This window comes from Halonotius pteroides, from assembly GCF_003605635.1.
In the GTDB taxonomy this organism is placed as follows: Archaea; Halobacteriota; Halobacteria; order Halobacteriales; family Haloferacaceae; genus Halonotius; species Halonotius pteroides.
Window position 1 is genome coordinate 1 of the sequence record NZ_QMDW01000024.1, and the last position, 23,827, is coordinate 23,827.

Consider the following 23,827-nt stretch of genomic DNA (forward strand, 5'->3'; position numbering starts at 1 on the left):
TGTCACCGTATTGGATACTGTGGCTCAACCCTCATGAATTTTCAGCTATCAGTATCATGAGAGTCGATGTCGGTTTCCCTACTATCTTCGCACCCGCCGTCAATGGCCTCCTGAGAGTCGGTGGCTGCTCCGATACACTCGTAGCTCAGAACACGATGTCCCCACCGCTTATCACTACCTTCCGTATCAACATCCCCGCCACACTCTGGACACCGACCCTTGATGATATCGAATAGTTGGATTGATCCGTCAATTCCGAATCGTTCGATAATCGATTCCAGGGCGTGATCAAGGTCGTCGTTTTCACTATTGTCTGGCTTGCCTATCTTGTCGATGACACGCTCATACTCCTCGTTTGATATGATCTGAGGGATATGGCCAACCACCTCATCGTCATGTTCTAAATCGCCAGTGTATTTTTTATTCCGTAGGATATAGAAGAACGACGCGTATTCAGGGAAATCTTCAATTTTAGCTTCATATTTGTCACTAAGATCGTCGTAGATCGAACTCACGACAGGATCTGCAGTTGATAGTATTCTATCAATGGCTTGATTAATTACTTCTGCTTGTTGCTCGTTGATCTCAAGTTTATTAGATTGATTGTCATCACTCGCATCATCCTTCGTATCAGGCTTAGAGTATCCAAACGGTGCCTTACCGGGGAAGCCACCATCCTCTTTGACACCTTTTTGCCCGGACGAAGTACGTTCGATGATGCTATTGTACTCATCTCGCGCACCAACTAATGCGTGGAATATGATCAGTTGTTGGTAAGGATCGCTGAAATCAAAATATCCCCAGTTGCCAAAGTAGAATACCACGTCAAATCTGGAGAGCACCCACAGAAAGACAGCCGCCTCAAATGGTGGCGCTCTGGACAGCCTGTCCACGTCTTCTATCATCAGTCCTACTGTCTTCTCAGGATGACTACGGACGGTTTCAACTATTTCATCAATGTTTTCCCGTAACATTGTACTCGCAGACTCCCAATCCTTTGATACCGGTATCACTTCCTCAGAATCTATGTTGTCCATTTCATCTTGAATTGCATCTTTTTGTCTTTCTTTTCCATGTTTTTTGCTTTGTTCTTGACCAGAAACTCGGATATATTCGATAATGATGTCAATACGTTGTCTCGCCTTATCAGGGCTAATCCCAGCGAATCCGACCAGAGGTGCAAACCAGTAGATCGTCAGCTGTTCAGAGAGGTTATAAAAGCACCAAATGAGATCCCTAACGCCGTACTTAATAGCGGTATCTGGAATCCATACCCCTGCAAATACAATACATAAAACAGCGGTAAGTGTAACACCTATGAGATGGTTGAGATAATACAGAAAGATTGCCGATTAAATATTAGTATGAATGGTCAAAAGATATATACTATAATACGACATTATCTCTTGTATGTACAGGCAAAAGGAAAATCTACTGGTCTCTAAGAAGGATAGGTCGGATCTAGCCACGACTGATCCATTCGATTCATTACTTAGTACACTACCCGATGACTGTCCCATTCCGACTCCTATCATCAAATTTGGAATATTGACACAGCATTTGCAACCGACAAGTGATGATTACGAGGTGTCTATCGATGAAGGAATTGTCGAATCGTCAAGTCGTGCTGTCGTCCCACCGAAGACCTTGGCCGCAATAAGATACTTTCTGGGGACTCGACATCCTCCACGAGGAGAAGTCAGAGAACCTCCAGCTGTCGGCGGTCGGCAACCCCAGCATGCCAATGCCGAACGCGCTGGCGGCCCTCCCGGGGATGGATCGGCTCGCCACGCGCATGATGGAGTCCCGGATCGACGACAACGGGACGGCGACGATCAAGGAACTCATCGATCTCTCGCTGGATCAGGGCGTCGAACTGCAAGCCTGCCAGATGATCATCGAGCTGATGGAGTACGACGAGGACGACTTCTACGACGATGTGACCGTCGGTGTTGGCGCGGCCACCGCACTCCAGCATATGGCTGAATCCGACATCCAACTGCTGGTCTGAGCGACTTGCACAGACAGCCGGTCAGGTGGGCCGAGTTCGTCCGGAGTCCACCGCACCTGTATATGGACTGGTGGTGCTGCTCCCGACAGCTGAGCGGCAGTATTGTTACCTTTACACTGAGAGGGTATTCTATGATTTTGGGAAGACACTACAATATATACCTACTATCGTCGCCTTGCGATATGTATGACACAGAAGTATGTCATCATCGGTGGGAACGCCGCCGGGATGAGCACCGCGACGCGGCTGCGACGGCTCGATGAAACCGCCGAGATCATTGTCCTCGAACAGGGCGAGCACGTCTCGTATGCGAGCTGTGGACTGCCGTATCACCTGAGCGACACCGTCCCCGAGGAGAACCTCGCTGTGATGGGAGTCAAGCAGCTGAGTGCTGCCTTCGATCTCGATATTTGCACGGGCGTCATAGCGACCGATATCGATCCGGACACACACACTGTCTCGGTTACAGACGCTGACGGCAAGTCGATGACCATCGGCTACGACGACCTCGTCGTCGCAACGGGGGCCGAACCGCTCGTTCCCCCGATGTTCGACCTCGACGAGCTGGAGCACTGCCACACCCTCCGCACCGTCTCGGATGCGACAGACATCCGCGAGGAGGTTGCCGACGCCGAGCGCGCACTCGTCATCGGTGGTGGGTACATCGGGCTCGAAGTCGCCGAGAATCTCCACGAGGCCGGCCACGATGTGGTCGTCGCCGAGTTGCTCGATCAGGTGATGCCGAACACGCTCGGCCCGGAGATGGCGGCGGTGGTCGAGTCCCACCTCCGCGAGCAGGGGATCGACCTTCGGCTGGCAACCGGTGTCGACGACCTGGCCGAACCCGGCGACGGGACGGTCGTCGCCACGATGGGCGACACCGAACATACCTTCGACCTCGTTGTCGTCGCTACCGGCGTCACACCGCGAACGGAACTGGCCGAGTCGGCTGGTATCGAACTCCACGACAGCGGTGCAATCGCCGTCGACGAGCGAATGCGAACCTCGGTGGAGTCGATTCACGCGGTCGGCGATGCGGCCGCGCCACCGGCGGTTCGCGCCGACGGGAACGCATGGGTACCGCTCGGTGGCCCGGCCAACCGCATGGGTCGTGTCGCGGCCAACGATATTGCGGGCCACGACGACCAACTCGATCCCGTTCTGGATACGGCGATCGCCAAGGTGTTCGACCTCGATGTCGGCACCGTCGGCAACACTGCCGCGACACTCGATGAGCTCGGTCAGCCCTACGAGGCGGTCTACACGAGTCAGCCGAACCACGCCGAGTACTATCCTGGTGCGACCGAGATCCAGTTCAAACTCCTCTTTGATCCCGACGATGGGACGCTCTTTGGCACACAGGCTATCGGCCAAAACGGCGTCGATAAACGGATTGACGTGCTGGCGACGGCCATCGCCCACGACGACACCGTCTTCGACATCCGGGATTACGACTTGGCGTACGCGCCGCCGTACTCGGCCGCCAAGGATCCGGTCAACATGCTGGGGATGATCGGCGCGAACGTCGTGGAGGGCGTCGCCGACATCGTGCATCTCGATGAGTTCCTCGACCACAAGGACGACACGACCGTCATCGATACTCGCCCACCCGAAATGCGCGAGGCGCAGGGCTGGATCGACGGCGACGAGAACGTTCCGCTCGGCAAACTTCGGGACTGGGCTGCCGACGCCGACCCGAACGGTGAGGTGTTGACCTACTGCAAGATCGGCAAAAGCTCCTACATGGCGACCCGAATCCTTGCGGAACACGGCATCGAAGCCCGCAGTCTCACCGGCGGCTACTATCGATACGAAGCCGCGATGGGCAACGACGACGAAGCCGACGACGAACCGGTAACAGCAGAACAGTAGCGGACGGTGCGGCAGTCGGATCCGAACGACTGTCCACCAGTGTAGGTTCGACAGCCACATCATTATTGTGGTTCAGATACAATATTGATACATGGGAGCAACATCATCGCCGCCGGAGGGATGGGCCGACAGCATCAGACAGCAACGGCAGACCAAACGCGACCACTTCAAGAACTCACCGCGGTCGCCGCTGCCCGACGAGCAGCGCGGCGCGGCGTTTCCAGAGCTTGCCTACTACGAGCCCGACCCAGCCTATCGCTTCGTGGTACCGCTGGAGGAACACGAGACGAAAGAATCGGTCACCGTCGAAACGACAGCTGACGGCGAACAGACGTATCTCCGGTGGGGCGCGTTCAGATTCAAGCTTGACGGTGAGACGTATATCCTGCAGGCCTACCGACCGGATCGGGAAGCCGACCGCTTCTGGGTACCGTTCCGCGACGAGACGAGCGGTGAGACGACTTACGGGGCCGGTCGGTATCTCGATCTCGAACCTGACACCCACCGCGTCGACGACAGATGGATTCTCGATTTCAACGCAGCGTATAATCCGACGTGTGCCTACAACCACGCCTACGAGTGTCCGATGATTCCACCCGAAAACTGGCTCGATGTCCGCATCGAGGCCGGCGAACAGGATTTCCCCGGCGAGTCTGCTGATCCTCGCTGACCGTTCAAGGGGTTAGACAACGACAAGCCACGTAGCGACGACGGCTGCCGCGCCGCCGAGTGAACTCACGGCGGCGTGGGTGCGCAGCCGATCTTGGAAGCGATGGGCGTCGCTGTCGCCTGCAACGTCGATAGGGCAGGTGTCGCTGCCGGCGGTACACTCCGGTAAGAGATCGACGGCGACATGAAGGAAGACGCCAGCCCCGAATCCAAACAGGAAGCCGCGCAATATCGGTGACGGCGATAGCCCTGTCATTCCGACCGGTAGTGCGACCAGCCCAACGGCCGCCGCCGGCAACAGGAGTGCGACGACCGACCGATTCCGGTCAGCCAGCCGGCACGCGACGGCATACCCGGCCGGTGCCTTGTGTGAGACAAGGGCGACGCCAAGGATCGATGTCAGCGACGGCATCGCCGTGTAGATCGCCCCGATGATCGCGCCGGCGGCCAGCGCGTGGACGGTCAGCTCCGCGGCTGTCTGTTCGATCGGCACGTTGAGGTACGTGAGCCGGTGGCCAAGTGCGTGGCCGACGTACCCAGCCAGGAAGCCGGCTGCGATCCCAAGGCTCCCAAACCGCCCGTGTTGGCCGAGTGCCTGTGGGATCAGGAACAGCGCGGCACTGGTCACCATCGCGCCGCTGGCGAGACCGTATCCCCAGACGGTTTCGACGGGCTGGGCCGTCTGGGCGGTTCGCGCCCCCAGCGGCGCGCCGATAGCCACCGCGGCGAAGGCCACCCACGAGATCGCCAGGAGCTTCCATGTTACCCCGACGCTGTAGGCGAGCACGGAGAGCCCCGCAAGTGCGACAACGCCGGCGACCCCAACTGCTCGTTCAGCAGTGACGTGTGCTCGCTGTGCTGTCTGCACCGACGATAGTATTTGTATTATTGTCATTACTCTACATTACTAATTACGCACTGGTTATTATTAATTCATGTGCTGAGACACAGAGTTCCCCGGAAAGCGGTTTAAACAAACAATAACGTGCGCGTTAACCACTGGGGGTTTGGTATCCGACGCCTATCGCTGCGTGTATGATTATGTAAAATTTCTAATTACTACACTACTACCCCATTCAATCGTCTCGGAGAATCATAAGCCTCACTGGATATACCCCGTCGAAATCACGGATGTCGTAGGTGTGTTCTCGCACTCGCTCACCTGCTCCGTGACAGAACGGGGATTCGAGACACCACTCGGCTAACACGCGTACTTCCAGTCGTCAGTGGACATGAACACAACCACAGTGGCTCCTCTGACGTTGCCGAACGGGGACTGTTCGGGATTGCATGGTTTGCCTTCCTGCTCGGGGTTGCCCACGAGGGAGAGTTCGAGATCATCGCCCGTTTTGCCGGCTCGAATTATTGCCTTTCACTGATGAGCGCGTACGCGATAACCGTTATCTGTGGTATCGCTGACCTAACGATACTGCTGATTGCAGGCTATCACCACCACGAAGAGACCGTCTCGCAGTACACGCCGTACCTCCCGGTTGTCTCCGCTGCCGTACTCACCATCATGGGTCTGTGCTTCATTGCCGGTGTGTTCTGACTGTCACTGTTGTCTACCCCACTGTCTGCTGTCGATTCATCCGGCATATGCGTTCGAAACCGGTGTCGCAATACTGCTCTCCTTCATCATGGCTCTCAGGGATGTGTCTTGCTGTCTACGCCCAGACGACTGCTCTCTGACGACCTCGGTGCTCGGTAGTCTGAAGAGAGTATTGTATTTATATTACAAGAATGTTTATATCATTACTTACCTCCGGTACTAATACGTTTCGGCGAAAATATAATTTTGGCAAAGCAAAAAAGAGTTTATTTTATCTATACTCTTTGACTAACTGCAATGGTAGTCGAAGCTGACGAACTACAGGCGGAACTCGAATCGAAAGGTGAACTGATGCTTGCCGTCTCGGAGTTCGATGAACCGCTGGAGATGCACCTCCACGACACGGAGATCGACGATGAATCCGTCCGGATCGAGCTGACCGATGGTGTCCTCACGTTCGACGTTGAGGAGGTCGTCTCGATGTGGCATCACACGCACTCACTCGCGGATTTCGGCCTCGAAGACTGATCACCGGTATCGCTCGACCCGTTTTTATTCGCAGTAACTGCGTTCCCGACGGTAGGCCCTGCTAGCTCTGACAATACAACTGTACGCTGCTCTCCACAAACTCAACTAGACTGATCGATGTCGCTCAGCGCGTCGATTCGATGTTCCCGACGGGTGCAGCCACACGTCGCCGATTATACCATCTCGCCGAGCGTGAAGTCGGTCAGTGTTTCAGGATTGACGACATGCATGGGCTGTTCATCGTTGACCAATGCTTCGATATCGTTCACGGTGAGTTCACTATGCCGATTGATGACATCCTGTGATGCCGAGGCGATATGCGGTGTTGTAACAACGTTTTCCATCTCCAACAACGGATCGTCTTCGGCGATCGGTTCTTCAGGGTACACGTCGAGTGCCGCACCCTCTATCTCGTCTGTCTCAAGTGCTTCAAGCAGCGCGCCATCTTCGATGAGGGCAGCCCGTGCTGTATTGACGAAGTAGCCGTCGTCGGGCATCGCTGCGAACGCTGCCGGGCCGATCATATTGCGCGAGCCTGGTGCAACTGCGGCATGAAGGCTGACGATATCGCTTTGTTGACACAGCGATCGGACATCAGTCACCTTGTCGACGTTGAACGGTTCCATCTCAACATGGTCAACAAACGGATCGTAGGCGAGTACGTCCATCCCAAAGCCGTCGCGGGCTCGCTTTGCGACCCGGCGTCCGATCCGGCTAAAGCCAACGATACCGAGTGTCCGGCCACGAAGTTCTGGCCCTCGAAGCGTCGTGTACGGTGATTCGGAACCGATTCCCCATGTGACATCCTCACGCTCGCCACCTGCTGCGGCGTCCTCCTTTGGGGTACCGGTATCTTTGCCCATCCGCAGTCGATGGTGAGCCTGTGCAATATTCCTCGTGGCAGCCAACAACAGTCCTATTGTGTGGTCGGCAACAGTTTCTGCGTTTCTGCCCGGTGCATACAGAACTGGAATCCCGCGGTCGGTCGCAGCGTCAATATCCACGCTGGCTTCAGGGCCACCGCGCGGACAGGCGATAAGTTTGAGATCATCGGCAGCGTCCATGAGTTCAGCTGGCACACCTTCGAACCCAGAGATGAAGATGTCAACACCCTCCAATCGCTGTTCCAGTGTCTCAACCGACATCCGGCCGTCACGGCTTTCAATCGGATCGAACGTAACATCGAACCCGAGATTGGTTAGTCGCTCAATGCCGGCTTCAGCAAAATTTGAAGTGATAAACATGTTCATGGTATTGTGTTTTCTCTACAATTCAGATAGCAGCACTTTCGGTTTAAATCTGTCGAGCATTCTCACTCATCCATACACCGATAATAAAAGACATGACCAGATATACGTCGAGAATGACTACTCTATCCGTGGAAGGGTCAAAGCTCAATCGAGTAATTCGAAAGTTTACACGAATCTGGTGATGCTGCCCCCGAACGAAGACAGCGATCTCGACGGCGTGCGACCATTCGTGACGAACCTCGCCGTCAACGACGACATCCGAGTGGATCGCGTTCAAACCGTCGAGAAAATTCAGCGGTATAATTACCGCGGTGGCATTGAGGCGAGCTACAAATCGATCAAAGAGTGCGCTGCATGGAAGACCTCGAAAGCGATTGAAGTGCGCTGGTTACACTTTGCATTCGCTTGCGTGATATACAATATCTTAGACTCAAATCTTTGAGTGTCCTCCAGATCGAAGTATCCTACGTCCAATCACTCTACAAACATTTCCGAAGCGTAATCATATACAGTATACAGTAGGTGACGGCACCGTAGAAAGGGCCGACGATGAGTTTTCTAAGCTTTCAAAGTGACTTCTAACAAAGTATCTTCAATTATACTCGTAAGTTATTTACATCAGAGTTTCGAAAAGTCAATAACTTGGGTAATAACATGTTCAGAGAGAACACTGACCATGAACAAGAGATGCTATTTTCGCCTTTGAAGGATCTCTCAGGCAGGGTACAGAAGAAACTAGAGAATCACTGGTCTACTCATTTTTACGAACATGTTTTCACCCAAATTGATGAAAGGAAGTTCGAACGGCTATACCACGACGGGTATAGCCGTCTGAACAAACCAGCCAACGAGCTTGTTTCCTTGGAAATCATCAAACACCTACTCGGCATGTCCGACAAAGAGCTCGAACATGCCTACGTCTTCGACTTTCGCGTCAGGAACGCATTAGGAAAAGAGACGCTTGGAGACAACATCTGTGAGAAGACACTGACCAACTTCCGCTGTCGGTTGATGGAATATGAAGAAGAGACCGGCCAGGATCTGCTACACGAGGTTTTTGAGAATCACCGCACCTACTTTCAGCGTGAATTTGAGATTGATGCGAGTACTCAACGAATGGATTCGACGTTCATTGAGGCCAACATCAAGCAACTGTCTCGGGTCGATCTCCTCGCTAAAGTGCTTCACAATTTCCTGTGCGATCTCCCGGAGGAGATCGTACAGGAACTCCCTGCCGGAATGGACGAGTTCGCCGACACCGAGAACTTAGAGTTGTCCTATCATCTTGAACCAGACGAAATTCCTGCAGAGATGGAAACACTTGCTGAGCATATCGTGTGGCTTGTTGAGCGGTTCAGAGGTGAGGCTGAATACGCCGAGTTGGAAAGTTTCGCTCATCTACAGCGTGTCCTTGAGGAACAATGCTATCGTATTCCTGAGTTCGAAGACGATACCGATAATCTGGAGCCAGATGATCGAGGCCATCCCGGTGACGAGTCACCGGGCTGGCAGCCACTCCAAACGTACACCTCTCCAAGTGAATCCACGGCGACTGCTGGAGATGAATCCGACTCCGAATCGGGTGAAAGAGATGCTGAAGAGAGACACGATCACGTCGGACTGGAAGAGTCCGACGAGATCGGCAGTGAATCACTGCAAAACCCTCACGACGACGAAGCGACGTATCGCTCCAAGAACGCGGAGGATTACTTCGGCTACAAGTCGAATATCGCTGAGACATGCAATGGTGAAAATCCGTTCCGCTTGATTACAGCGGTGCAAGTCGATACGAACAACACAGACGATGGAGACCTCTTGGGTGAGGACGCGAGGAATCTGGCTGAGGAAACGGGATTATGTGACCTGCTCGTAGATGGCGGGTACACGCACAAGGAAGTAGAGAAGTGCTGTCGTGATCAGGAGATCACGCAGCACTTCACTGGAATCACGGGTCAACGTCCTGCAGCGGAGAAGATGTCGCTTGCTGCTCCAGAGTGGGATGGGACGAGAATGGTTGCGTGTCCTGCCGGACACGAACCATTCGAGCAGAACCATTACGAGACTGGCCGTATCTCGGGAAAGATGGACAAGAAGTTCTGTGATGGCTGCCAGTACCAAGAGAACTGTTTCGTCGAGGAACAACAGGAACACTACAGCTACGGGTTCAGGAAACGGCGGGTAGAAGTTGCTCAGCGACGGCAGCGGTTAGATGATCCAGCGGAGCAGGAGTTCCTGAACCTACGTGCCGGAGTGGAATCATTGATGAACGAGATGTATCACAAGGACGGTGAGAAAACGGAGTTCACGGGGAAAATCAAGGTGAAGAACGCCTCGATAGCGAAAGCTATCGGGAGAAACCTAAAGCGAGCCTCCGGATTCCTGGAATCGGAGGCGAAGCAAGAGAAATCAGCAGGATAGTCGGGGAGAAAGTGTCGTTTGTCGCTGTCAGCTGGTTCTTCTGTGGCGACGACTCCATTCTGATGAGAAATTACTGGTGATCGGGCCGGGGTGTTCTCGACAGAACACCCCTTTCTGCGGTGCCGTCAGAGTTTGCATCTTGTATGAGACCACAGTCACCACCCACCTCAGCGATCGCCCCGGATCGTGAGGTCGCCGTTGTTTGTGGTAACCGTGAGCTGGTGGGTTCCGTTGCCGAGCGTCCGCTCAACGCCGGCGTCGGCCTTGATCGACCCGGCATCAAGACCACTGGTCTCGAACCCACCGTTGGTCGTCTCGTAGCTGATCGATGGCTCCGCACTTGCTGGCAGCGTGATCGACACGTTGCCGTTCGTCGTGTCGGCCTGCACGTCAGTTGCCCCAACAACTGAGAGGCCGACATCACCGTTTGTTGTCTCGGCGGTCACACTGTCAGCATCGCCCGTGTCAATATCGATCTCCCCATTTCTCGTCTCGGCGGTGATACTGTCGGCACCTGCCGTGTCGATGGTGATCGTTCCGTTTGTACTCCCGAGATCAAGCTGCAGTCCCCGTGGCACGGTAACCGCGAGATCCATCCGCGGCGTGGGCCCCAGCGAGAGGAGCCCGCTGTCTCCGCTGTCGACGGTGAGCGACAGCTGATTGTCGATTCGCTCGTCCTGCAGTGTGAGACGATCAAGTGCCTCGTCGTCGACGGCCTGTTTTGTCGCCTCGACGCCGACTGTTGCCCGCTGTTCATCGGTGAGATTAATTGTTCCGTTTGGTACGTCGATGACGAGTGCCGCAATGGCAGCCGCGTCGTACTCATGAGTAACGGTCGTCTCAGCGGCAAGCGATCTGGACGAACAGCCGGCGAGACCGACGGTGGTTGCGGTGGCACAGCCACCGAGCAGCGTGCGTCTTGACAGCAGCGGTGTCAAATGTGTGTCGTCGTGCACACCCGAAGCTCACTGCGATCAGTAATCAAACGGGCACACCCGTTTCACCCACAGCAACACATGACAGAAGAGTTGTCAGGCTTATCTATCTAAGCACCGTGATTGCGAGACTGAGTCCGCCAGCCAGCACTGCACTAGTAACTCTCGACGTGAACGAATTGCCGATAGAAAGCTGCCACAGCACTGCGATGACAGTGAGGATGCCTATCAGGCCCCAATCAAGGTATCTGAGCGTTCTTTACTGCCCCATACAAAGAGGTTACACCGTTCCACTCACTTAGATTCCGTGTGTACACTGAATTGATCGAATCAGACGTATCTGATTCCGTATTTTCGACATGCTAACGACGCCTGTTGTACCGAGTGGCTCTCCGTGTGTTGCTGTGATAGAAACGCTGAGTCATCTTTTATGTCGAATGCCTCTCTGAATTGTGATGTGACAAAAACGCTGATTTCCACCGTCAGGTCGGCACTATTTGGCTCTCAAGATGGACAGTTACGATGTTCTTGGCGTGTTTTGATAGCTGTCGTCATTACATTCGCTGCCGTTTTTGGGTTCATATTCACCGCAAAGGCAGTAGGAATAGATCCACCTAGTTGGGCAGAAATAGCCGTCGTGCATCCGGCCGCCGTTATTGGCGTCCTCATCGCAATGGCTCTGCTGAAGCGATACGTCGATCATCGGGACATCACCGACTACGGTTTTAATCTGTCCCGTCAGTGGGGGGTAGATGCTCTCGCTGGGTTTGCCTTAGCCGTCTTCCTTGAGGCTGGATTGTTCGTCATCGAGTACCAGCGGGGAGGGGTACAGATCATCGGTACCTGGATCGACGTGGCTGCCGTCCCAATCGTCCTTCAGGTTGGAATCCTCGTCTTTGGATGGATCGCACTCGGGTTCTGGGAGGAAACGCTATTCAGAGGTATTTTCATATCAAACGCCGTTGAAGGACTCGCGTCCAGAGGGTTCTCCGATCGAACGGTTATTATTGGGGCTTTACTCAGTAGTTCGGTTGTCTTCGGGTTCGGTCACGTGATTTTCGGAGCACTTTCAACAGGAGACTCGCTACTCTATGCGCTGGTTATGACTTCTATCAGTGGTGTCCTGTTGGGGTGGGCCTATCTGCTCTCCGGGGAACTTGCGTTTCCTATCGGTCTCCACATGGGCGGTAATCTCGCCACCACGATGCTCATCAGTAGTTCCGGCGCGACCTACCCCAAGGTCGTGGAGTACAGCGTCTCCGGTAGATCGATTGGGTTCAATACGTCCGATCCCGCTATCTTGTTCTTGCTTTTTGCAATCGAATTCCTCATCATCAGCGGGTATTTTTATTTTCAATACGGTGCCGTCGCTCCCGATCCAAACTGCAGCGAATCGCCCAGTGGCTGACCCACTGCACTCACTGACGACTATAACAGATCAATAACGGCTGGAGCAACGTGGCGAGGATACCTGACTACATCCACGTCCCCGGGAGGGCCACCGCCGGCAATTTTTGGCACATCGATCACCAAGGAAAGCGGTCGATGTCTGCCAGTATTTACCGGTTCTGACTGATATACAGACCAAGATCACAGCTATGTTTATGCTGCTCGGTTTCGAATCAGCGACGCATATAACGGTTCTAATTGACGGTCAATGGATTCACTTTGCTGCACCCATCGGCATTGGCGCCGTCAGTCTGAGTCTAAGCTGCGGTCAGTGGCCGCAGACAATGGTTTCCAAGACTGGCACACCGAGTACGAGATTGCTGCTCAGGACATTGAATATCTTGTCCACCATCGCGGCTCTCGACCGCTTGCAGTAGCGAATAACGCAATTATCCGCGACAAAGGCTACGGCCAGCGATGGATGGCAGAGACAACGTACTCAACGACCAAGCGAACGCAGGGCGGAGTCCTGCGTTCGCGGTTCTGGTATCGTCAGTTCCGGGAGATCATTCTGCTATTCGCACTCAACAATATTAAGAAGCTCACCAAGACGCTATGATTGTACTTCCGTACCACGTTTTCAATAGAGCAACTTTTACTGGTTCTCTGTTTGGTAAGATAACCGACTCAGGTCAGTGTATAGACATCGGATCTCAACCACTTACAAGACGCTATCATAAAATATGTTTGATTACGTATAATACAAGCAGTTGTATGCGATGCAACAAACGGAGAATGAATGTAATAAAGATCATCAGCATCGTTGCCTTGTATCTAAAAGCACCAATAATGGTATTCAAGTGGTTGTAGCCCCTGTATAGTGTAAAATGAGTATGGCAGAGATAGCGGATATTCAGGAGGTAGCGCTGCATGAGTGGTAAGGCAGACCGCGCTGAGACGAGGGTGGTAAATCAAATAGAGAATAATATTTCTGACACGACTGGAAAATTCACCATAGCTGTCAAGAATGGCACACAGGTTGACCAAGTTTCATGGTTGGAGGGCCGCATTATTTTATCCGATGAGCGACTGATCCTCCTCGGCGATAGTGGACAACTCGCCATTGATTTCTCGGATATAACTGGGCTTTCAGGGCAGAAGCAACCTGATCAATCATTAGCTGCACTCTCAGATTATATGCGAGTTGAGTTAGGAAGCGACGTTATTATTATTATCCCAGAAAGGTACGAGTCGTTCAGAGAACGGTTCTATACGGCCACACTTGAGGGAGAAACGGTCAGATGTAAGCATCCAGCGGTCAGCGGTGGTGTGGTACAGACTGCGAGTTGGGAAACAGCTAGATTAGGGATTAATCCGAATCATGTTGTGGTAACTCTGAATGATGGTACACAGGCGACTCTAGAGTTTGAGGAACTATCTGACACAACTGTGACCAACCAAACAATTAACGGAGCAGAACGAACTGTTATTCATGTTTCACATCTGGCCGGCAAAACCATGGTAGAGACCCACATTGCGGTTCCACAGCGAGCTCGTGTGTTTGCTCAATCGCTATTCAAACAGGCAGAACGGCGCAGTCAGACAGATATTGAACTGACACGAACTGAACAGGAGGTGCTGTTGGCACTGCATACCGGAGTCCGGCCGTTTGATATTCCATCGTTCGTTGGGAGCGACGTGACGACGATTGAAGAGACATTTGACCAACTTATTGAATACGGTATCATCAATCGGGTGCGCATGAGGCAAGAAGTTGAATTGAACGCCAGCGGTCGTAATATTGCTGCCAACGCGCTTGATGACCGATCACAGTGAACCACCACTATCGTCGTAAACTGAGAAACTGTGTTCTATCGCCGCTATATTGTGCTTGAAACTTGGTGTTGCAGTCCTGCAATTTGTCTTTACAAACACCTAACTCGCCAGGTTCGATCTGTTCCAAGCGGCCTGCTCGAAAGCCATACTGATTGATATCGTGCTCGACAACTTGCTCGAAGAGCGTGTCTGGATCAAGATTTTGCCAGTTGTCAGGCGTATCGGCAATGGCATCTCGAAACGCTACGATGATGAGTTGTTCGTCGGCAAGATACTCAGGACTTTCCGCAGCAGCCGTGGTGGTTCCGGAATCCGTTTCGTGTTTCCAATCGGCGATTGTCTTGTCTGTGGGGCAGTTCACGACGATGGCTCCGTCGGGGTCATCATCGCCAGTATCAGCCACTGAGTCGCCAACAGAGAATGTCACAACTGATTGCTCGGGGGCCATCTTAGTTGTTCAAAACGAGCCATCCATCAAGTATCTCCCGGCTGAGAGTATTTATAGATTCCCAACATGATTTGTCTGTCCCCTGCTTTGCAGTCGCCTATCCGAAATGTAAAATATGTCATTGAAAGCTAACATGCTGAAGATAACTAGAGTTGCTTCAGAATTCGATTGAGCATGATAGCAGCGGGCTACACTGGGTGTCGGTCGGACTGTACAACTACGATGTCAGCGATAGAGTCCAAGAGCGAACCTCCGGCTTCACTGCCGGACTCTCGACACAGCACGGAAGCACATACTACAGAGTCCATCGATGCAGAGTGTTTTCTAGAGCTCATCTCCGACACGTATGCACAAAAAATCTTGACGGCCTTGGCTAATCGTCCGACAGCAGCCGCCACGTTAGCCGAGGAACTGGATGCGTCACGCCCGACCGTCTATCTTCGGCTGAACTCCCTTGAGTCAGCTGGGCTGATTAAAAGTACCGTTGCACTCGACGCTGACGGTCGCCATCGGAAACGATTCCACGTTGTCGTGGACAGCGCAAATCTCACATTCAACAGCAGTGGGATTGAAATCACGGCTTTAAGCTGATTTGTTGCTGTAGCGGAGAAACCAAGATTCACGTATTGGCCTGTAGTACTTGTTGTAACAGACGCCTTGCAGATAGACAAACAACCGTCTGCGTGCTACTGTTTCTGAGACTGAAACAGGTATTCACAATATAACCTCCTTCGCTTCAATCGATTATTCACACATGTCGATCAGCAAAAAACAGATCGCTGGCATAAGCGCTGTGGCACTCACGGTGGTGTATAGCCTTCGCCGCTGGCATAGTGGCTCACCCAGAATTGATGCTCCCGAGTTCGAGCCTGAACAGCCCTCTCCCACTGCCGACTAACCGTCAATCGAACAGTCCAATAGACTACGAATTCTCACACCGACCGTCGTACACGGACTTGACCGTTTCACTACAACAGGGTGAATCAATCATCGCTGAACCTGGTGCAATGGTCGGTCACTCGACGACTGTTGATGTCGAGACCGAAACGAGCCGCGATGGATTGCTCAGCTCAGCCAAATCCATGCTAGGCGGGGAATCGATGTTCACCAACACATTCGTTGCCAGAAACGGGTCAGGATAGGTTACTCTAGCACCGCCCACGCCAGGAGACGTGATGGCCCACAAACTTCGTGATGAGACATTGTATTCGACGGATGGGGCGTTTATCGCTGGAACAGAAGGGATTGATATCAATTCAGAGGTCGGCGGACTCAAATCGATGCTAAGCGGGGCTAGGATCACACCGCTTGCCTTGAAAGGCAGCGGCACAGTCTTTATCGACGCCTACGGCGGTCTTGGGAAGCTAGAGTTGGCCGCAGGCGAATCGTACGTTCTGGATAACGAGCACCTTATCGCGTGGGATAACACGATTGAGTACTCCACCCGGCGGGTTGGCGATCTAAAATCAACACTGCTGAGTGGTGAAGGGCTTGTCTTCGAGTTCACTGGCCCTGGGACAACGTGGTATCAGACCCGTGATATGGACTCTCTGGTGGAGGTTACCGCTCCGCGACTGCCGAATCAGGGGTAAAAAGCTGATTTTTGATGAATAAAAGCGTTGCCTGGAACATGCAGAGATAGTACGACAGAAAAGCTGTCTCGAAGCCTGATCCCACCCACTAGCTTTGTTCAATCATATAGTCGAACAGTGACGATACTACCGGTTGGGTCGTTTTGATCGAACTCAAGTTCACCACCAAGTTGTGTGACAGCCCAGTTCACAAACCATAGTCCGATTCCGCTACCATGTTTGAGTTGGGTCTCTCTTCCGTCGGCCAGGGCTTCTTGCTCCAAATTTGGGATGCCGGGGCCGTTGTCAGCGACAATGAGTTCGGTAGCCCCCTCGGACTCCTCTCGAACGGTGATATAGACACAGGGTGTGTCGGTGTCAGAATGCTTCAGTGCATTTTCGATCAACTCATGGAGAATTCGTCGAACAACAGGCTGGTAGGATACGATCTGGATATCGGCTGCCTCTACGGTAATGTCTCCACTCGGCTCGCCAGATCGAAACCCATCGGCTACGGATCTTGCTAGTGCCCCAAGGTCGAATTTCTCTGTCGAGGCGGTGACAGTGCTCATCACCTCCTCAGCCTCACGAGCCTTTGTGCTTAGTCGAAGTGTTCCGTGGAGTGTCTGCTTAATATTCGAGCGGATATCGTCGTCCGTGATGCGATCCGTATGGGCGAGAACGACATCCAGATCGTTTCGGACGTTATGTCTGAGAATCCGATTGAGAACCTCAATCCGCTGGCGCCGCATTTCACGGTCGGTCACATCAATGAGGGTGATGGTAAGACCCAGTCGCTGACCACCGCCGCCAGCTATACTTGACACACGGGGGTCAAACTTCTGCGTCCCGGTTGTGGTCGAATATTTGAGTGTATCACACGCACGCACTGACGTGACTGGTTGCCCAAGGACGTTTTCGAAGGATTCACCGACGACATCTGAGCCAAAGAGGGCCGTTGCCGCCGCATTCGCGTTGACTATGTTCTCATCGGTATTGATTATCAATACCGGTTCGTCCATCTCGGTCACCACCGAGCGAAGGCCCAGACGACTTGTCCCCGGCCTGCGAGTAAGCACATCGTATTGGGTGACAGCTATCCATAGTGATCCGGTAGCAACCGCAAATACAGTCGTGTTAGCTATCGTTCGCGTGTTGGGATCAGCACCAAGCCCCTGTGATGCCATCATTAGCACAACGAGTGGAAGTACCGCTGCCAGACTCTGTCCCATGGGGAGTTCGGCGTCTCGATACGTGGAGAGTAACACGATGCCGACGATTGCGAATGTCCCGCCAAGCAGGCTTACTACCCCGATACCCAACAGGATAGTCAATGGAGTCGATCCCGGAAGCGTTTCTGTGACACTCAATATGAAGACAGTGACGAAGAGATAGAGTAAGCCGCTAGCAACACCGATTCGACGATTCGTCAAAAGGTGATCTCGTCCGGTGTACCTGAGGCAGAATACAGCCCATGGAACCAGTACTGCCGCCAAGATTACCAGAGGCAACAGCGCATAGGCGTCTGTCGGTATGATGCCCTCATACGCCGGAAAGGAGACAACAAGCACCCCGAACAGTACCGTTGTAATAATAAATGGGACAATTAAATCAGCATGATGCGCACGCAATTGGGGCCACCGAACCACCCATAGCCAGACAGGGAGCGCACATGCTACCAGCCCAACCAGAACGGTTAGACCAATCGCAAATGTGCTGGGAGAGCTTTGGAGGAGCACTATCAGCGTGTCTATCACTGCTTCGTATTAATTCGGTGTTTTATTTTGTTTCTGCAATAGCTTGCTCTTTGATATCGTTGGTATTCCTGTTTGTCGTCGAGAGACTGGGAAACTCTTCAAGGGCGCAACTTGGACAGTAGAAATTATAATTTTCGGACACTGTCCACAAGGGAATGCCAGCGACCACGTATTCCTAGCGATAGCGACGAACCAATCCGTCATTTTGACCGGAACCACAGCTGACGCAAACCGCATCTCCATATTCGGTTTCTGAGACGGTCGTATTTTCCACGGTTTTGATTTACCCGAGCCTGGCAAGTCCGTGGCGGCGGTCTATCCGGCGACGAAAACGTGGGTTGACGAATATCCCTGCGACTGTGAGCAACAATCCGAATCCGAGCACCACAAGTGGGGCTATCATTTCGGCTGGGTAGCCTGCTGTAGAATTCCACCGACACCACTCAGCGATGCCGCGATACCGAGTGCAATTAAAATCCACCCGGCTATTCCATTCATCAGGTCAGCCATGGTCTCGGCAATGTCGATTTTGGAGGGCTCGGGAGACATTACGCTGTGGGTGTATGAATGTGATCCACTAAATTCGTCGGTATTGCTGATTAGCAGTGTTCAGATAAGCTGGTTCCATGCGAATCTGAATGATCTGAGCCAGTTGTCGGCTGTGTCTGCTGCGGCGTTGATGAAACAGTTCGAGAAAGAGAAACTTCGGCGTTTTGGTTTTCTGAAGACAGGTTCGACAACGTTCCGATTTCCATGTTGCTCGTGTTTGAAATCGCAGCCGGCATGGTGACAGGCAGCCTGTAATGAGTGAGCATCATCAATGAGAAAGACAGCGTCAGCAAGGTTGTGTCTGTTGAGTTGTCGGCAGACGCGGGTCGCAGCAAGGAGAAAACCCGGTGCGGTGTGAGCGACTTGTGTATCAAATCGCTAACGCAAACAAACCCAAACCGCTGAAACCGGCGAATTCGGGCGACTCATCAACATCGATGAACTGAGCGTTATCCATCAGATAGCGATTTGTTAGGACAAGCTACTATAATTCTGCTCGATCTCGGTCAACACAAATAGTCGGGCGGCTGGCCTTCATTTGGACTCACGTGGTATGTTTCCCCACCGAAATCAGTCGTCTCAAGACCTTGCGGTTCGATAATACCAGTCTTCAACAATTCCACCTAATATGGTGATTGTCCCGAATAAAATGAATGAAAGCGGCCACAAGAACAACAACTCCCATACTTCAAGCACATTTAGCACTATGAGTTGTATACCAATTCCAAGTGTGATGGACGCCCCAGGCTTGATTACTGCATAAAACCGGCTTGTATAAAGATCATACAAACCACCAATAATCAACGCGAATCCAAGAAAAAAGAATATTGTTTTTCGAACAACTAGTATGGATGCTGGAATTGTTGCCGTCCCTGATAAGAAAAGACCAATACCCATATATTTTTGAAACTTGGCATTGGTATATAGTTGTTCTTGGATTGGACTAATCATAGGCTAGGTCTAACCTCGACAGAGCGTGCGGCCAGTCCAATCAAGCGTCGTATGGACAGGTATCTTCGGGTCTATGATAGGTATTCCTCCTACATATCAATTACTCGGATATAATATAAGTCATGGCATCGTTCTCACCGTACAGGAAAGGTCATCTTTATACAATAACTGGATTGAACAACAATCTAATAGATTCTGGTGAATTTAACAGTAGAGTAGCATATATCTACCATGGAATGATCGACCTCATCGTCGAACAGTCCTAAAGCGTGTGCTTGCCGATCCCCTGGTTTTATCAAATTTTTATTACGCTGTCAGCGGCGATGTGGCTAAACTACTCAACAGTGCCGCCGAACTCGCGGCCACTCATCTCCGTTAGATCAAGCTGAAAAATAGTAACATCAATCTCGCTTTCTGGCGCATCAAAAACATTGACCCCAGGGACGAATGAGCCGTTATCTGCGAGTGCATCGACTGCTGCTTTCTCGTCGTCAAGTGGTGGTTGAATCAACTTACCAGTCATGACCACACTTCGCCACATCTCGGTGGGTTCCTGACTCTGCTGGACAACGGTGAGACAGACACGAGGGTTTATCAATAGTGCTGCCAGCTTACGGCTCTCAGCGGCCCTGTCAGCCTGCAGAATAAAACTAACCTCGCCGTCATCGTAGCCAAATGAAACAGGGATTCCGTAGGGCTCCTCCTCGCTAATCATCGATAGCACTCCGATCCCGACTGTAGTTATCGTCTCTCTAATTTTTTCTTTATCCAACTGTCTCATATGCTACTCATTTTGCGGCTTTCTATTAAAATGAGTCTATTATTCACAGGGTCATGTTTCATTCAACATGACATACGTCAATTCATGCCTGTCTCCCCATAGCTAGGATGATACGAGGAGTGAAAAATGAAAAATCGGAATAAACAATATGAATTGTTTAGATAGCTGAAATATAAAACATGCCCTAACCATCTCCTACCGCCGGCAGCTCAACTACAAACACCGCACCCTCAGAAGGGGTATCGGCGGGTGTTTCGGTATCAATAATATCGCCTTCTTCTCGATCTTCGATCCAGACATCACCACCGTAGCTCTCTACTAACGACTTGACGAGATAAAGGCCGATTCCGGTACCCTCACTGTCGAGTCCTTTCTCTCCCTTACCGAAGATATCCTCCTTTGCGGCGTCAGAAATGCCTGGGCCGTTGTCCGCAACTCGGATTTTGATACTTCCATCCGCTGTGTCCGATGACACGGCAACGGTCGGAACTGGTTTGTCGTTATGCTGCACCGCATTCTTCAACAGGTTTCGGAACACAGAGCCTAACATTTCGTTAGCTCGCACAGATTCCTGGTGAATCTCCGAAGCAGGGATGATGTTGGCGTCTGGATATGCTTCCCTGATCTGTTCAATCTCAGATTGTACTACCGAACGGATACTGATCGGTTCAAGTTCTTGCTCCGCTGAGAGCATGACAGCTGCCATCTCTCGGGCTACCTTTGTGAGATCAACGGCATGCTCTGCGTTTTCATAGACGGTATTCAAATGCGTTTCTGCCTCATCATCATCTATCGTGTCCGCAACCATCTCCGTATACGCAAGGATCAATTGGAGGTCGTTCCGGATATCGTGACGCAGCACCTGATTGAGAATATCCAGATTATCGCGTTGTTCCTCTAACTGGCGTTCATAGGCTTTCCGTTGGGTGATATCGTTCGCCACAGCGACGAATTTCTCCGGGGTTCCCTCATCATCAGTAAGCGGTGAGATGGTCTGACTGAGTACGACCTCCTTGTCGTTTGCCCGTTCATCAATCACCTCGGCTTCCCACTGATCACCGGCGAGGATCGTCTCCCAAAGCTCGTCGTAGAAGTCCTCGCTGTGCTCACCTGATTTGAGGATACTCGGCTCGCGACCGATTGCCTCGGATTTGCTGTATCCGGTGATCGACTCAAATGCCGGATTGACGTATTCGATGGTTCCGTCTGTCTCGGTCATATACACCGCGTGACCGGTCTGTTCGACGGCTTTCTGAAATTGTTTGAGTTGTTGTTCTCGTTCTTTTCGCGCAGAGATATCACGGACAATCGCATGGACTGCTGGCTCACCTTGATGTTCGAACCGACTGAGCTTTACCTCAGCAGCAAACTCCGTGCCATCACCACGCTGGTGGATCCATTCAAAGAATGCCGCCCCTTCGTTGAACGCTTTTTCAATGTGTTCCAATGCTATTGCTTTCGAGTCTCTGCCATCTGGTTGGGACTGCGGCGCGAGTTCCCACGGGGCGTACTCGGCGAACGCCTCCACAGACTCGATGTCGAACAGTTCCAGTGTCTGTTCGTTGCAATCAAAAAATCCGTCCCGGTCAAGCAGCATGAGGGCATCGCGGCTATCCTCAAACAGGCTTCGATATTTTGCCTCGCTGATTTCGAGTGATCGCGCCTGTTCTTTTCGCTCGGTGATATCTCGAACGAGGGCGTGTACAACTGATCTGTCGTTATACGCAAATTGCGTGAGTTTGACCTCTGCGGGGAATTCTGTCCCATCGGCGCGCTGGTGTACCCACTCAAAAACTGCTTCACCTGACTCAAAGGCCTCATCAATCCATTCACTCGCAGCCTCCTGTGAAGGTCGTCCGTCGGGCTGTGTTGTAGGTGACAGCTCCCATGGGGCGTGCGTGACGAACTCCTCAACAGAGTCGATTCCAAACAGTTTGAGTGCTTGTTCGTTGCAATCGAGATACCCCTCGCGATTCATAAGCATGAGGGCATCGCGATTGTCCTCAAACAGATTGCGGTATTTCTGCTCGCGGGCTTCAAGCTCTCGCTGATTTTCTTTTTGCTCTGTTACGTCGATTAGATAGCCGACGAGTGAGGTGTCTCCGGGTTTGTCCGGAGCTGTGTTTGTGTATTCCTTTACCCAGCGGGTGTTCCCATCAGCATCACGTATCCGATAGGGATCCAGAGTGACCAACTCAGTATCAGTTTTTCTCTCTCTACCGAACGACTCCTTGACCTGTTGTACGTCCTCGTCGTGAACAAGTGAGACAAACTCAGTTGGCTGGAGTTCAGCCGGTGTATAGCCGAACGTGTCCTTGACGTTATCTGAGACATATTCGATGGGCCAGCCAGCATCATCGCCCCAGCGAAAGACAACTGCTGGCCCTTGTTTGAACATCTCTCGCTCAGCTTCGAGTGCCTGTTGGGCGGTCTTTTGCTGGTCGATATCAATGTGAATTCCAACCGCACGGATCGGATCACCATCGGCATCTCGTTCGACAATGGTTCCGATATCGCGGATCCACTTCCAATCGCCGCTTGCGGTTTTCATCCGGTGTTCTGTGTCGTAGTATTCGGTTGCTTGCTGCTCGTGGTTTTCTAATGCTGTTTTGATTCGCTCAGCATCATCTGGGTGGGTTCGACTCTCCCAGGCACTGAGATGTGGCTCGATGTCGTCAAGTGAGTAGCCGAGCATTGAGGCCCATTGCTCGTTGTATTCGACTTGATCGGTCGTCATATCCCAATCCCAGATGCCGATTCCCGCACCCTCAACAGCGAGTTTGAGCCGTTCTGTGAGCTGTGCTACTTCCTGATTCGATTGTTGGCTATCAGGTGGTGGAGATTCTGAGACCTCCTGAGAGGTCGCCACAATCTTTTCGACGGTTCCATCCTGGACAACAGGCGTGTACGTTGTCTTCCACGACACTGTCACTTTCGGCCAGTTGATGGTTTCAGTCCGTTCAACTGGCTCAGCATGGTCGAGACAGTCTTCCAGTGAGTGACGAAGCGCGGCTGCATCTTCAGCATCTAACAAGTCGTTCAGTGGTTGGCCACCGTGGTTGTCTCTCTCAACCCCGGTTTGTTCGCTGTGGATAGTATTGTTATGTTCAAACACGAATGTGGGGCCGGTGTCACTTCGTTTGACGGTAAACACACAGAGAGGCTCAGAGATGCTACTACAGACCGCGTTATAAACGCCTGAATAGTCGGTTTCTGTGTTTTTCGATATCATCGGCTTACACTTGTTTTCCAGTGGGTTGTCTCATAGTAACACTTCTCTAGATCAATATTATGAGATACGAAGTATAAA

General features: G+C 52.2%; 18 protein-coding genes and 5 pseudogenes. 12 read left to right on the forward strand and 11 right to left on the reverse strand.

Annotated elements, in window-relative coordinates; genetic code table 11:
* Positions 1 to 41 precede the first annotated feature (41 nt).
* Complete coding sequence (locus tag DP106_RS12760; protein WP_120085879.1) at positions 42 to 1,346, reverse strand: recombinase family protein; 1,305 nt, start codon at positions 1,344 to 1,346, stop codon at positions 42 to 44.
* 317 nt (positions 1,347 to 1,663) lie between these two features.
* Between DP106_RS12760 and DP106_RS12765 the strand changes: the two are divergent.
* From DP106_RS12765 to DP106_RS12775, 3 genes and pseudogenes are all read left to right on the forward strand, one after another.
* Positions 1,664 to 2,011, forward strand: a pseudogene (locus tag DP106_RS12765) (DsrE/DsrF/DrsH-like family protein); the annotation flags it as partial.
* Positions 2,012 to 2,197: 186 nt separating this feature from the next.
* A complete protein-coding gene (locus tag DP106_RS12770; RefSeq protein ID WP_120085881.1) occupies positions 2,198 to 3,883 on the forward strand; it encodes an FAD-dependent oxidoreductase in 1,686 nt (561 codons plus the stop codon).
* 91 nt (positions 3,884 to 3,974) lie between these two features.
* The gene (locus DP106_RS12775) at positions 3,975 to 4,553 is read left to right on the forward strand and encodes a DUF1684 domain-containing protein (RefSeq protein WP_120085883.1); all 579 of its coding nucleotides are present in this window, start codon (positions 3,975 to 3,977) and stop codon (positions 4,551 to 4,553) included.
* 12 nt (positions 4,554 to 4,565) lie between these two features.
* Here DP106_RS12775 and DP106_RS12780 read toward each other — a convergent pair whose 3' ends face one another.
* Both DP106_RS12780 and DP106_RS12785 read right to left on the reverse strand, forming a co-directional pair.
* Positions 4,566 to 5,420, reverse strand: coding sequence for a ZIP family metal transporter (locus tag DP106_RS12780; protein WP_394343460.1), 855 nt, complete (start codon positions 5,418 to 5,420; stop codon positions 4,566 to 4,568).
* A 208-nt stretch (positions 5,421 to 5,628) separates the two neighbouring features.
* Positions 5,629 to 5,760 (reverse strand): hypothetical protein, encoded by a 132-nt coding sequence (locus DP106_RS12785; RefSeq protein ID WP_394343461.1) that lies wholly within the window; start codon positions 5,758 to 5,760, stop codon positions 5,629 to 5,631.
* Here DP106_RS12785 and DP106_RS16265 point away from each other — a divergent pair.
* Positions 5,751 to 6,104 (forward strand): annotated as a pseudogene (locus tag DP106_RS16265) (hypothetical protein); the annotation flags it as partial. The gene DP106_RS12785 and the pseudogene DP106_RS16265 overlap by 10 nt on opposite strands.
* A 297-nt stretch (positions 6,105 to 6,401) precedes the next feature.
* Positions 6,402 to 6,632: a hypothetical protein gene (locus DP106_RS12790; protein WP_120085887.1), complete on the forward strand. Its 231-nt coding sequence runs from the start codon at positions 6,402 to 6,404 to the stop codon at positions 6,630 to 6,632.
* A 173-nt stretch (positions 6,633 to 6,805) separates the two neighbouring features.
* Here the strand turns inward: DP106_RS12790 and DP106_RS12795 are convergent, their stop codons facing one another.
* Positions 6,806 to 7,882: a 2-hydroxyacid dehydrogenase gene (locus tag DP106_RS12795; protein ID WP_120085888.1), complete on the reverse strand. Its 1,077-nt coding sequence runs from the start codon at positions 7,880 to 7,882 to the stop codon at positions 6,806 to 6,808.
* Positions 7,883 to 8,063: 181 nt separating this feature from the next.
* Here DP106_RS12795 and DP106_RS15525 point away from each other — a divergent pair, with 181 nt between their 5' ends.
* Positions 8,064 to 8,324 (forward strand): hypothetical protein, encoded by a 261-nt coding sequence (locus DP106_RS15525; protein ID WP_133305140.1) that lies wholly within the window; start codon positions 8,064 to 8,066, stop codon positions 8,322 to 8,324.
* Positions 8,325 to 8,536: 212 nt separating this feature from the next.
* Positions 8,537 to 10,300 carry a transposase gene (locus DP106_RS12805; protein WP_120085891.1) on the forward strand — a complete coding sequence of 588 codons (1,764 nt, stop codon included), beginning with the start codon at positions 8,537 to 8,539 and terminating at the stop codon, positions 10,298 to 10,300.
* A 167-nt stretch (positions 10,301 to 10,467) separates the two neighbouring features.
* Here the strand turns inward: DP106_RS12805 and DP106_RS12810 are convergent, their stop codons facing one another.
* Positions 10,468 to 11,256, reverse strand: coding sequence for a DUF4097 family beta strand repeat-containing protein (locus DP106_RS12810; protein WP_120085893.1), 789 nt, complete (start codon positions 11,254 to 11,256; stop codon positions 10,468 to 10,470).
* Between the two features lie 436 nt (positions 11,257 to 11,692).
* Between DP106_RS12810 and DP106_RS12815 the strand changes: the two genes are divergently transcribed.
* The 3 genes and pseudogenes from DP106_RS12815 to DP106_RS12830 all read left to right on the forward strand — a co-directional run bounded on the left by DP106_RS12815 (position 11,693) and on the right by DP106_RS12830 (position 14,460).
* Positions 11,693 to 12,643, forward strand: coding sequence for a CPBP family intramembrane glutamic endopeptidase (locus tag DP106_RS12815; RefSeq protein ID WP_165857895.1), 951 nt, complete (start codon positions 11,693 to 11,695; stop codon positions 12,641 to 12,643).
* A gap of 285 nt (positions 12,644 to 12,928) precedes the next feature.
* Positions 12,929 to 13,243 (forward strand): annotated as a pseudogene (locus DP106_RS12820) (IS5/IS1182 family transposase); the annotation flags it as partial.
* 311 nt (positions 13,244 to 13,554) lie between these two features.
* Complete coding sequence (locus tag DP106_RS12830) at positions 13,555 to 14,460, forward strand: CheF family chemotaxis protein (RefSeq protein WP_120085899.1); 906 nt, start codon at positions 13,555 to 13,557, stop codon at positions 14,458 to 14,460.
* 7 nt (positions 14,461 to 14,467) lie between these two features.
* Here DP106_RS12830 and DP106_RS12835 read toward each other — a convergent pair whose 3' ends face one another.
* On the reverse strand, positions 14,468 to 14,908 hold the full coding sequence (locus DP106_RS12835; protein WP_120085901.1) for a hypothetical protein: 441 nt from the start codon (positions 14,906 to 14,908) through the stop codon (positions 14,468 to 14,470).
* A gap of 222 nt (positions 14,909 to 15,130) precedes the next feature.
* Here DP106_RS12835 and DP106_RS16575 point away from each other — a divergent pair, with 222 nt between their 5' ends.
* Together DP106_RS16575 and DP106_RS16270 are read left to right on the forward strand one after the other, a co-directional pair.
* The gene (locus DP106_RS16575; RefSeq protein WP_165857896.1) at positions 15,131 to 15,499 is read left to right on the forward strand and encodes an ArsR/SmtB family transcription factor; all 369 of its coding nucleotides are present in this window, start codon (positions 15,131 to 15,133) and stop codon (positions 15,497 to 15,499) included.
* A gap of 326 nt (positions 15,500 to 15,825) precedes the next feature.
* Positions 15,826 to 16,500, forward strand: a pseudogene (locus tag DP106_RS16270) (TIGR00266 family protein).
* A 98-nt stretch (positions 16,501 to 16,598) separates the two neighbouring features.
* Here DP106_RS16270 and DP106_RS12850 read toward each other — a convergent pair.
* From DP106_RS12850 to DP106_RS12860, 5 genes and pseudogenes are all read right to left on the reverse strand, one after another.
* Complete coding sequence (locus DP106_RS12850) at positions 16,599 to 18,236, reverse strand: sensor histidine kinase (protein ID WP_133305141.1); 1,638 nt, start codon at positions 18,234 to 18,236, stop codon at positions 16,599 to 16,601.
* Between the two features lie 609 nt (positions 18,237 to 18,845).
* Positions 18,846 to 19,079 (reverse strand): annotated as a pseudogene (locus tag DP106_RS16275) (IS6 family transposase); the annotation flags it as partial.
* A gap of 285 nt (positions 19,080 to 19,364) precedes the next feature.
* A complete protein-coding gene (locus DP106_RS15535; RefSeq protein ID WP_133305143.1) occupies positions 19,365 to 19,682 on the reverse strand; it encodes a hypothetical protein in 318 nt (105 codons plus the stop codon).
* A gap of 388 nt (positions 19,683 to 20,070) precedes the next feature.
* Positions 20,071 to 20,517, reverse strand: coding sequence for a pyridoxamine 5'-phosphate oxidase family protein (locus DP106_RS12855; RefSeq protein ID WP_120085907.1), 447 nt, complete (start codon positions 20,515 to 20,517; stop codon positions 20,071 to 20,073).
* A 184-nt stretch (positions 20,518 to 20,701) separates the two neighbouring features.
* Positions 20,702 to 23,749: a PAS domain-containing sensor histidine kinase gene (locus DP106_RS12860; protein WP_120085909.1), complete on the reverse strand. Its 3,048-nt coding sequence runs from the start codon at positions 23,747 to 23,749 to the stop codon at positions 20,702 to 20,704.
* Between the last annotated feature and the right edge of the window lie 78 nt (positions 23,750 to 23,827).

What these genes read in the sequence shown, in the direction of transcription:
- DP106_RS12770 (WP_120085881.1), top strand. Translation starts at nt 2,198, where the DNA reads ATGACACAGAAGTATGTCATCATCGGTGGGAACGCCGCCGGGATGAGC.
- DP106_RS12775 (WP_120085883.1), top strand. Translation starts at nt 3,975, where the DNA reads ATGGGAGCAACATCATCGCCGCCGGAGGGATGGGCCGACAGCATCAGA.
- DP106_RS12790 (WP_120085887.1), top strand. Translation starts at nt 6,402, where the DNA reads ATGGTAGTCGAAGCTGACGAACTACAGGCGGAACTCGAATCGAAAGGT.
- DP106_RS12795 (WP_120085888.1), bottom strand. Translation starts at nt 7,882, where the DNA reads ATGAACATGTTTATCACTTCAAATTTTGCTGAAGCCGGCATTGAGCGA.
- DP106_RS15525 (WP_133305140.1), top strand. Translation starts at nt 8,064, where the DNA reads ATGCTGCCCCCGAACGAAGACAGCGATCTCGACGGCGTGCGACCATTC.
- DP106_RS12805 (WP_120085891.1), top strand. Translation starts at nt 8,537, where the DNA reads ATGTTCAGAGAGAACACTGACCATGAACAAGAGATGCTATTTTCGCCT.
- DP106_RS12830 (WP_120085899.1), top strand. Translation starts at nt 13,555, where the DNA reads ATGAGTGGTAAGGCAGACCGCGCTGAGACGAGGGTGGTAAATCAAATA.
- DP106_RS12835 (WP_120085901.1), bottom strand. Translation starts at nt 14,908, where the DNA reads ATGGCCCCCGAGCAATCAGTTGTGACATTCTCTGTTGGCGACTCAGTG.
- DP106_RS16575 (WP_165857896.1), top strand. Translation starts at nt 15,131, where the DNA reads ATGTCAGCGATAGAGTCCAAGAGCGAACCTCCGGCTTCACTGCCGGAC.
- DP106_RS15535 (WP_133305143.1), bottom strand. Translation starts at nt 19,682, where the DNA reads ATGGGTATTGGTCTTTTCTTATCAGGGACGGCAACAATTCCAGCATCC.
- DP106_RS12855 (WP_120085907.1), bottom strand. Translation starts at nt 20,517, where the DNA reads ATGAGACAGTTGGATAAAGAAAAAATTAGAGAGACGATAACTACAGTC.
- DP106_RS12860 (WP_120085909.1), bottom strand. Translation starts at nt 23,749, where the DNA reads ATGATATCGAAAAACACAGAAACCGACTATTCAGGCGTTTATAACGCG.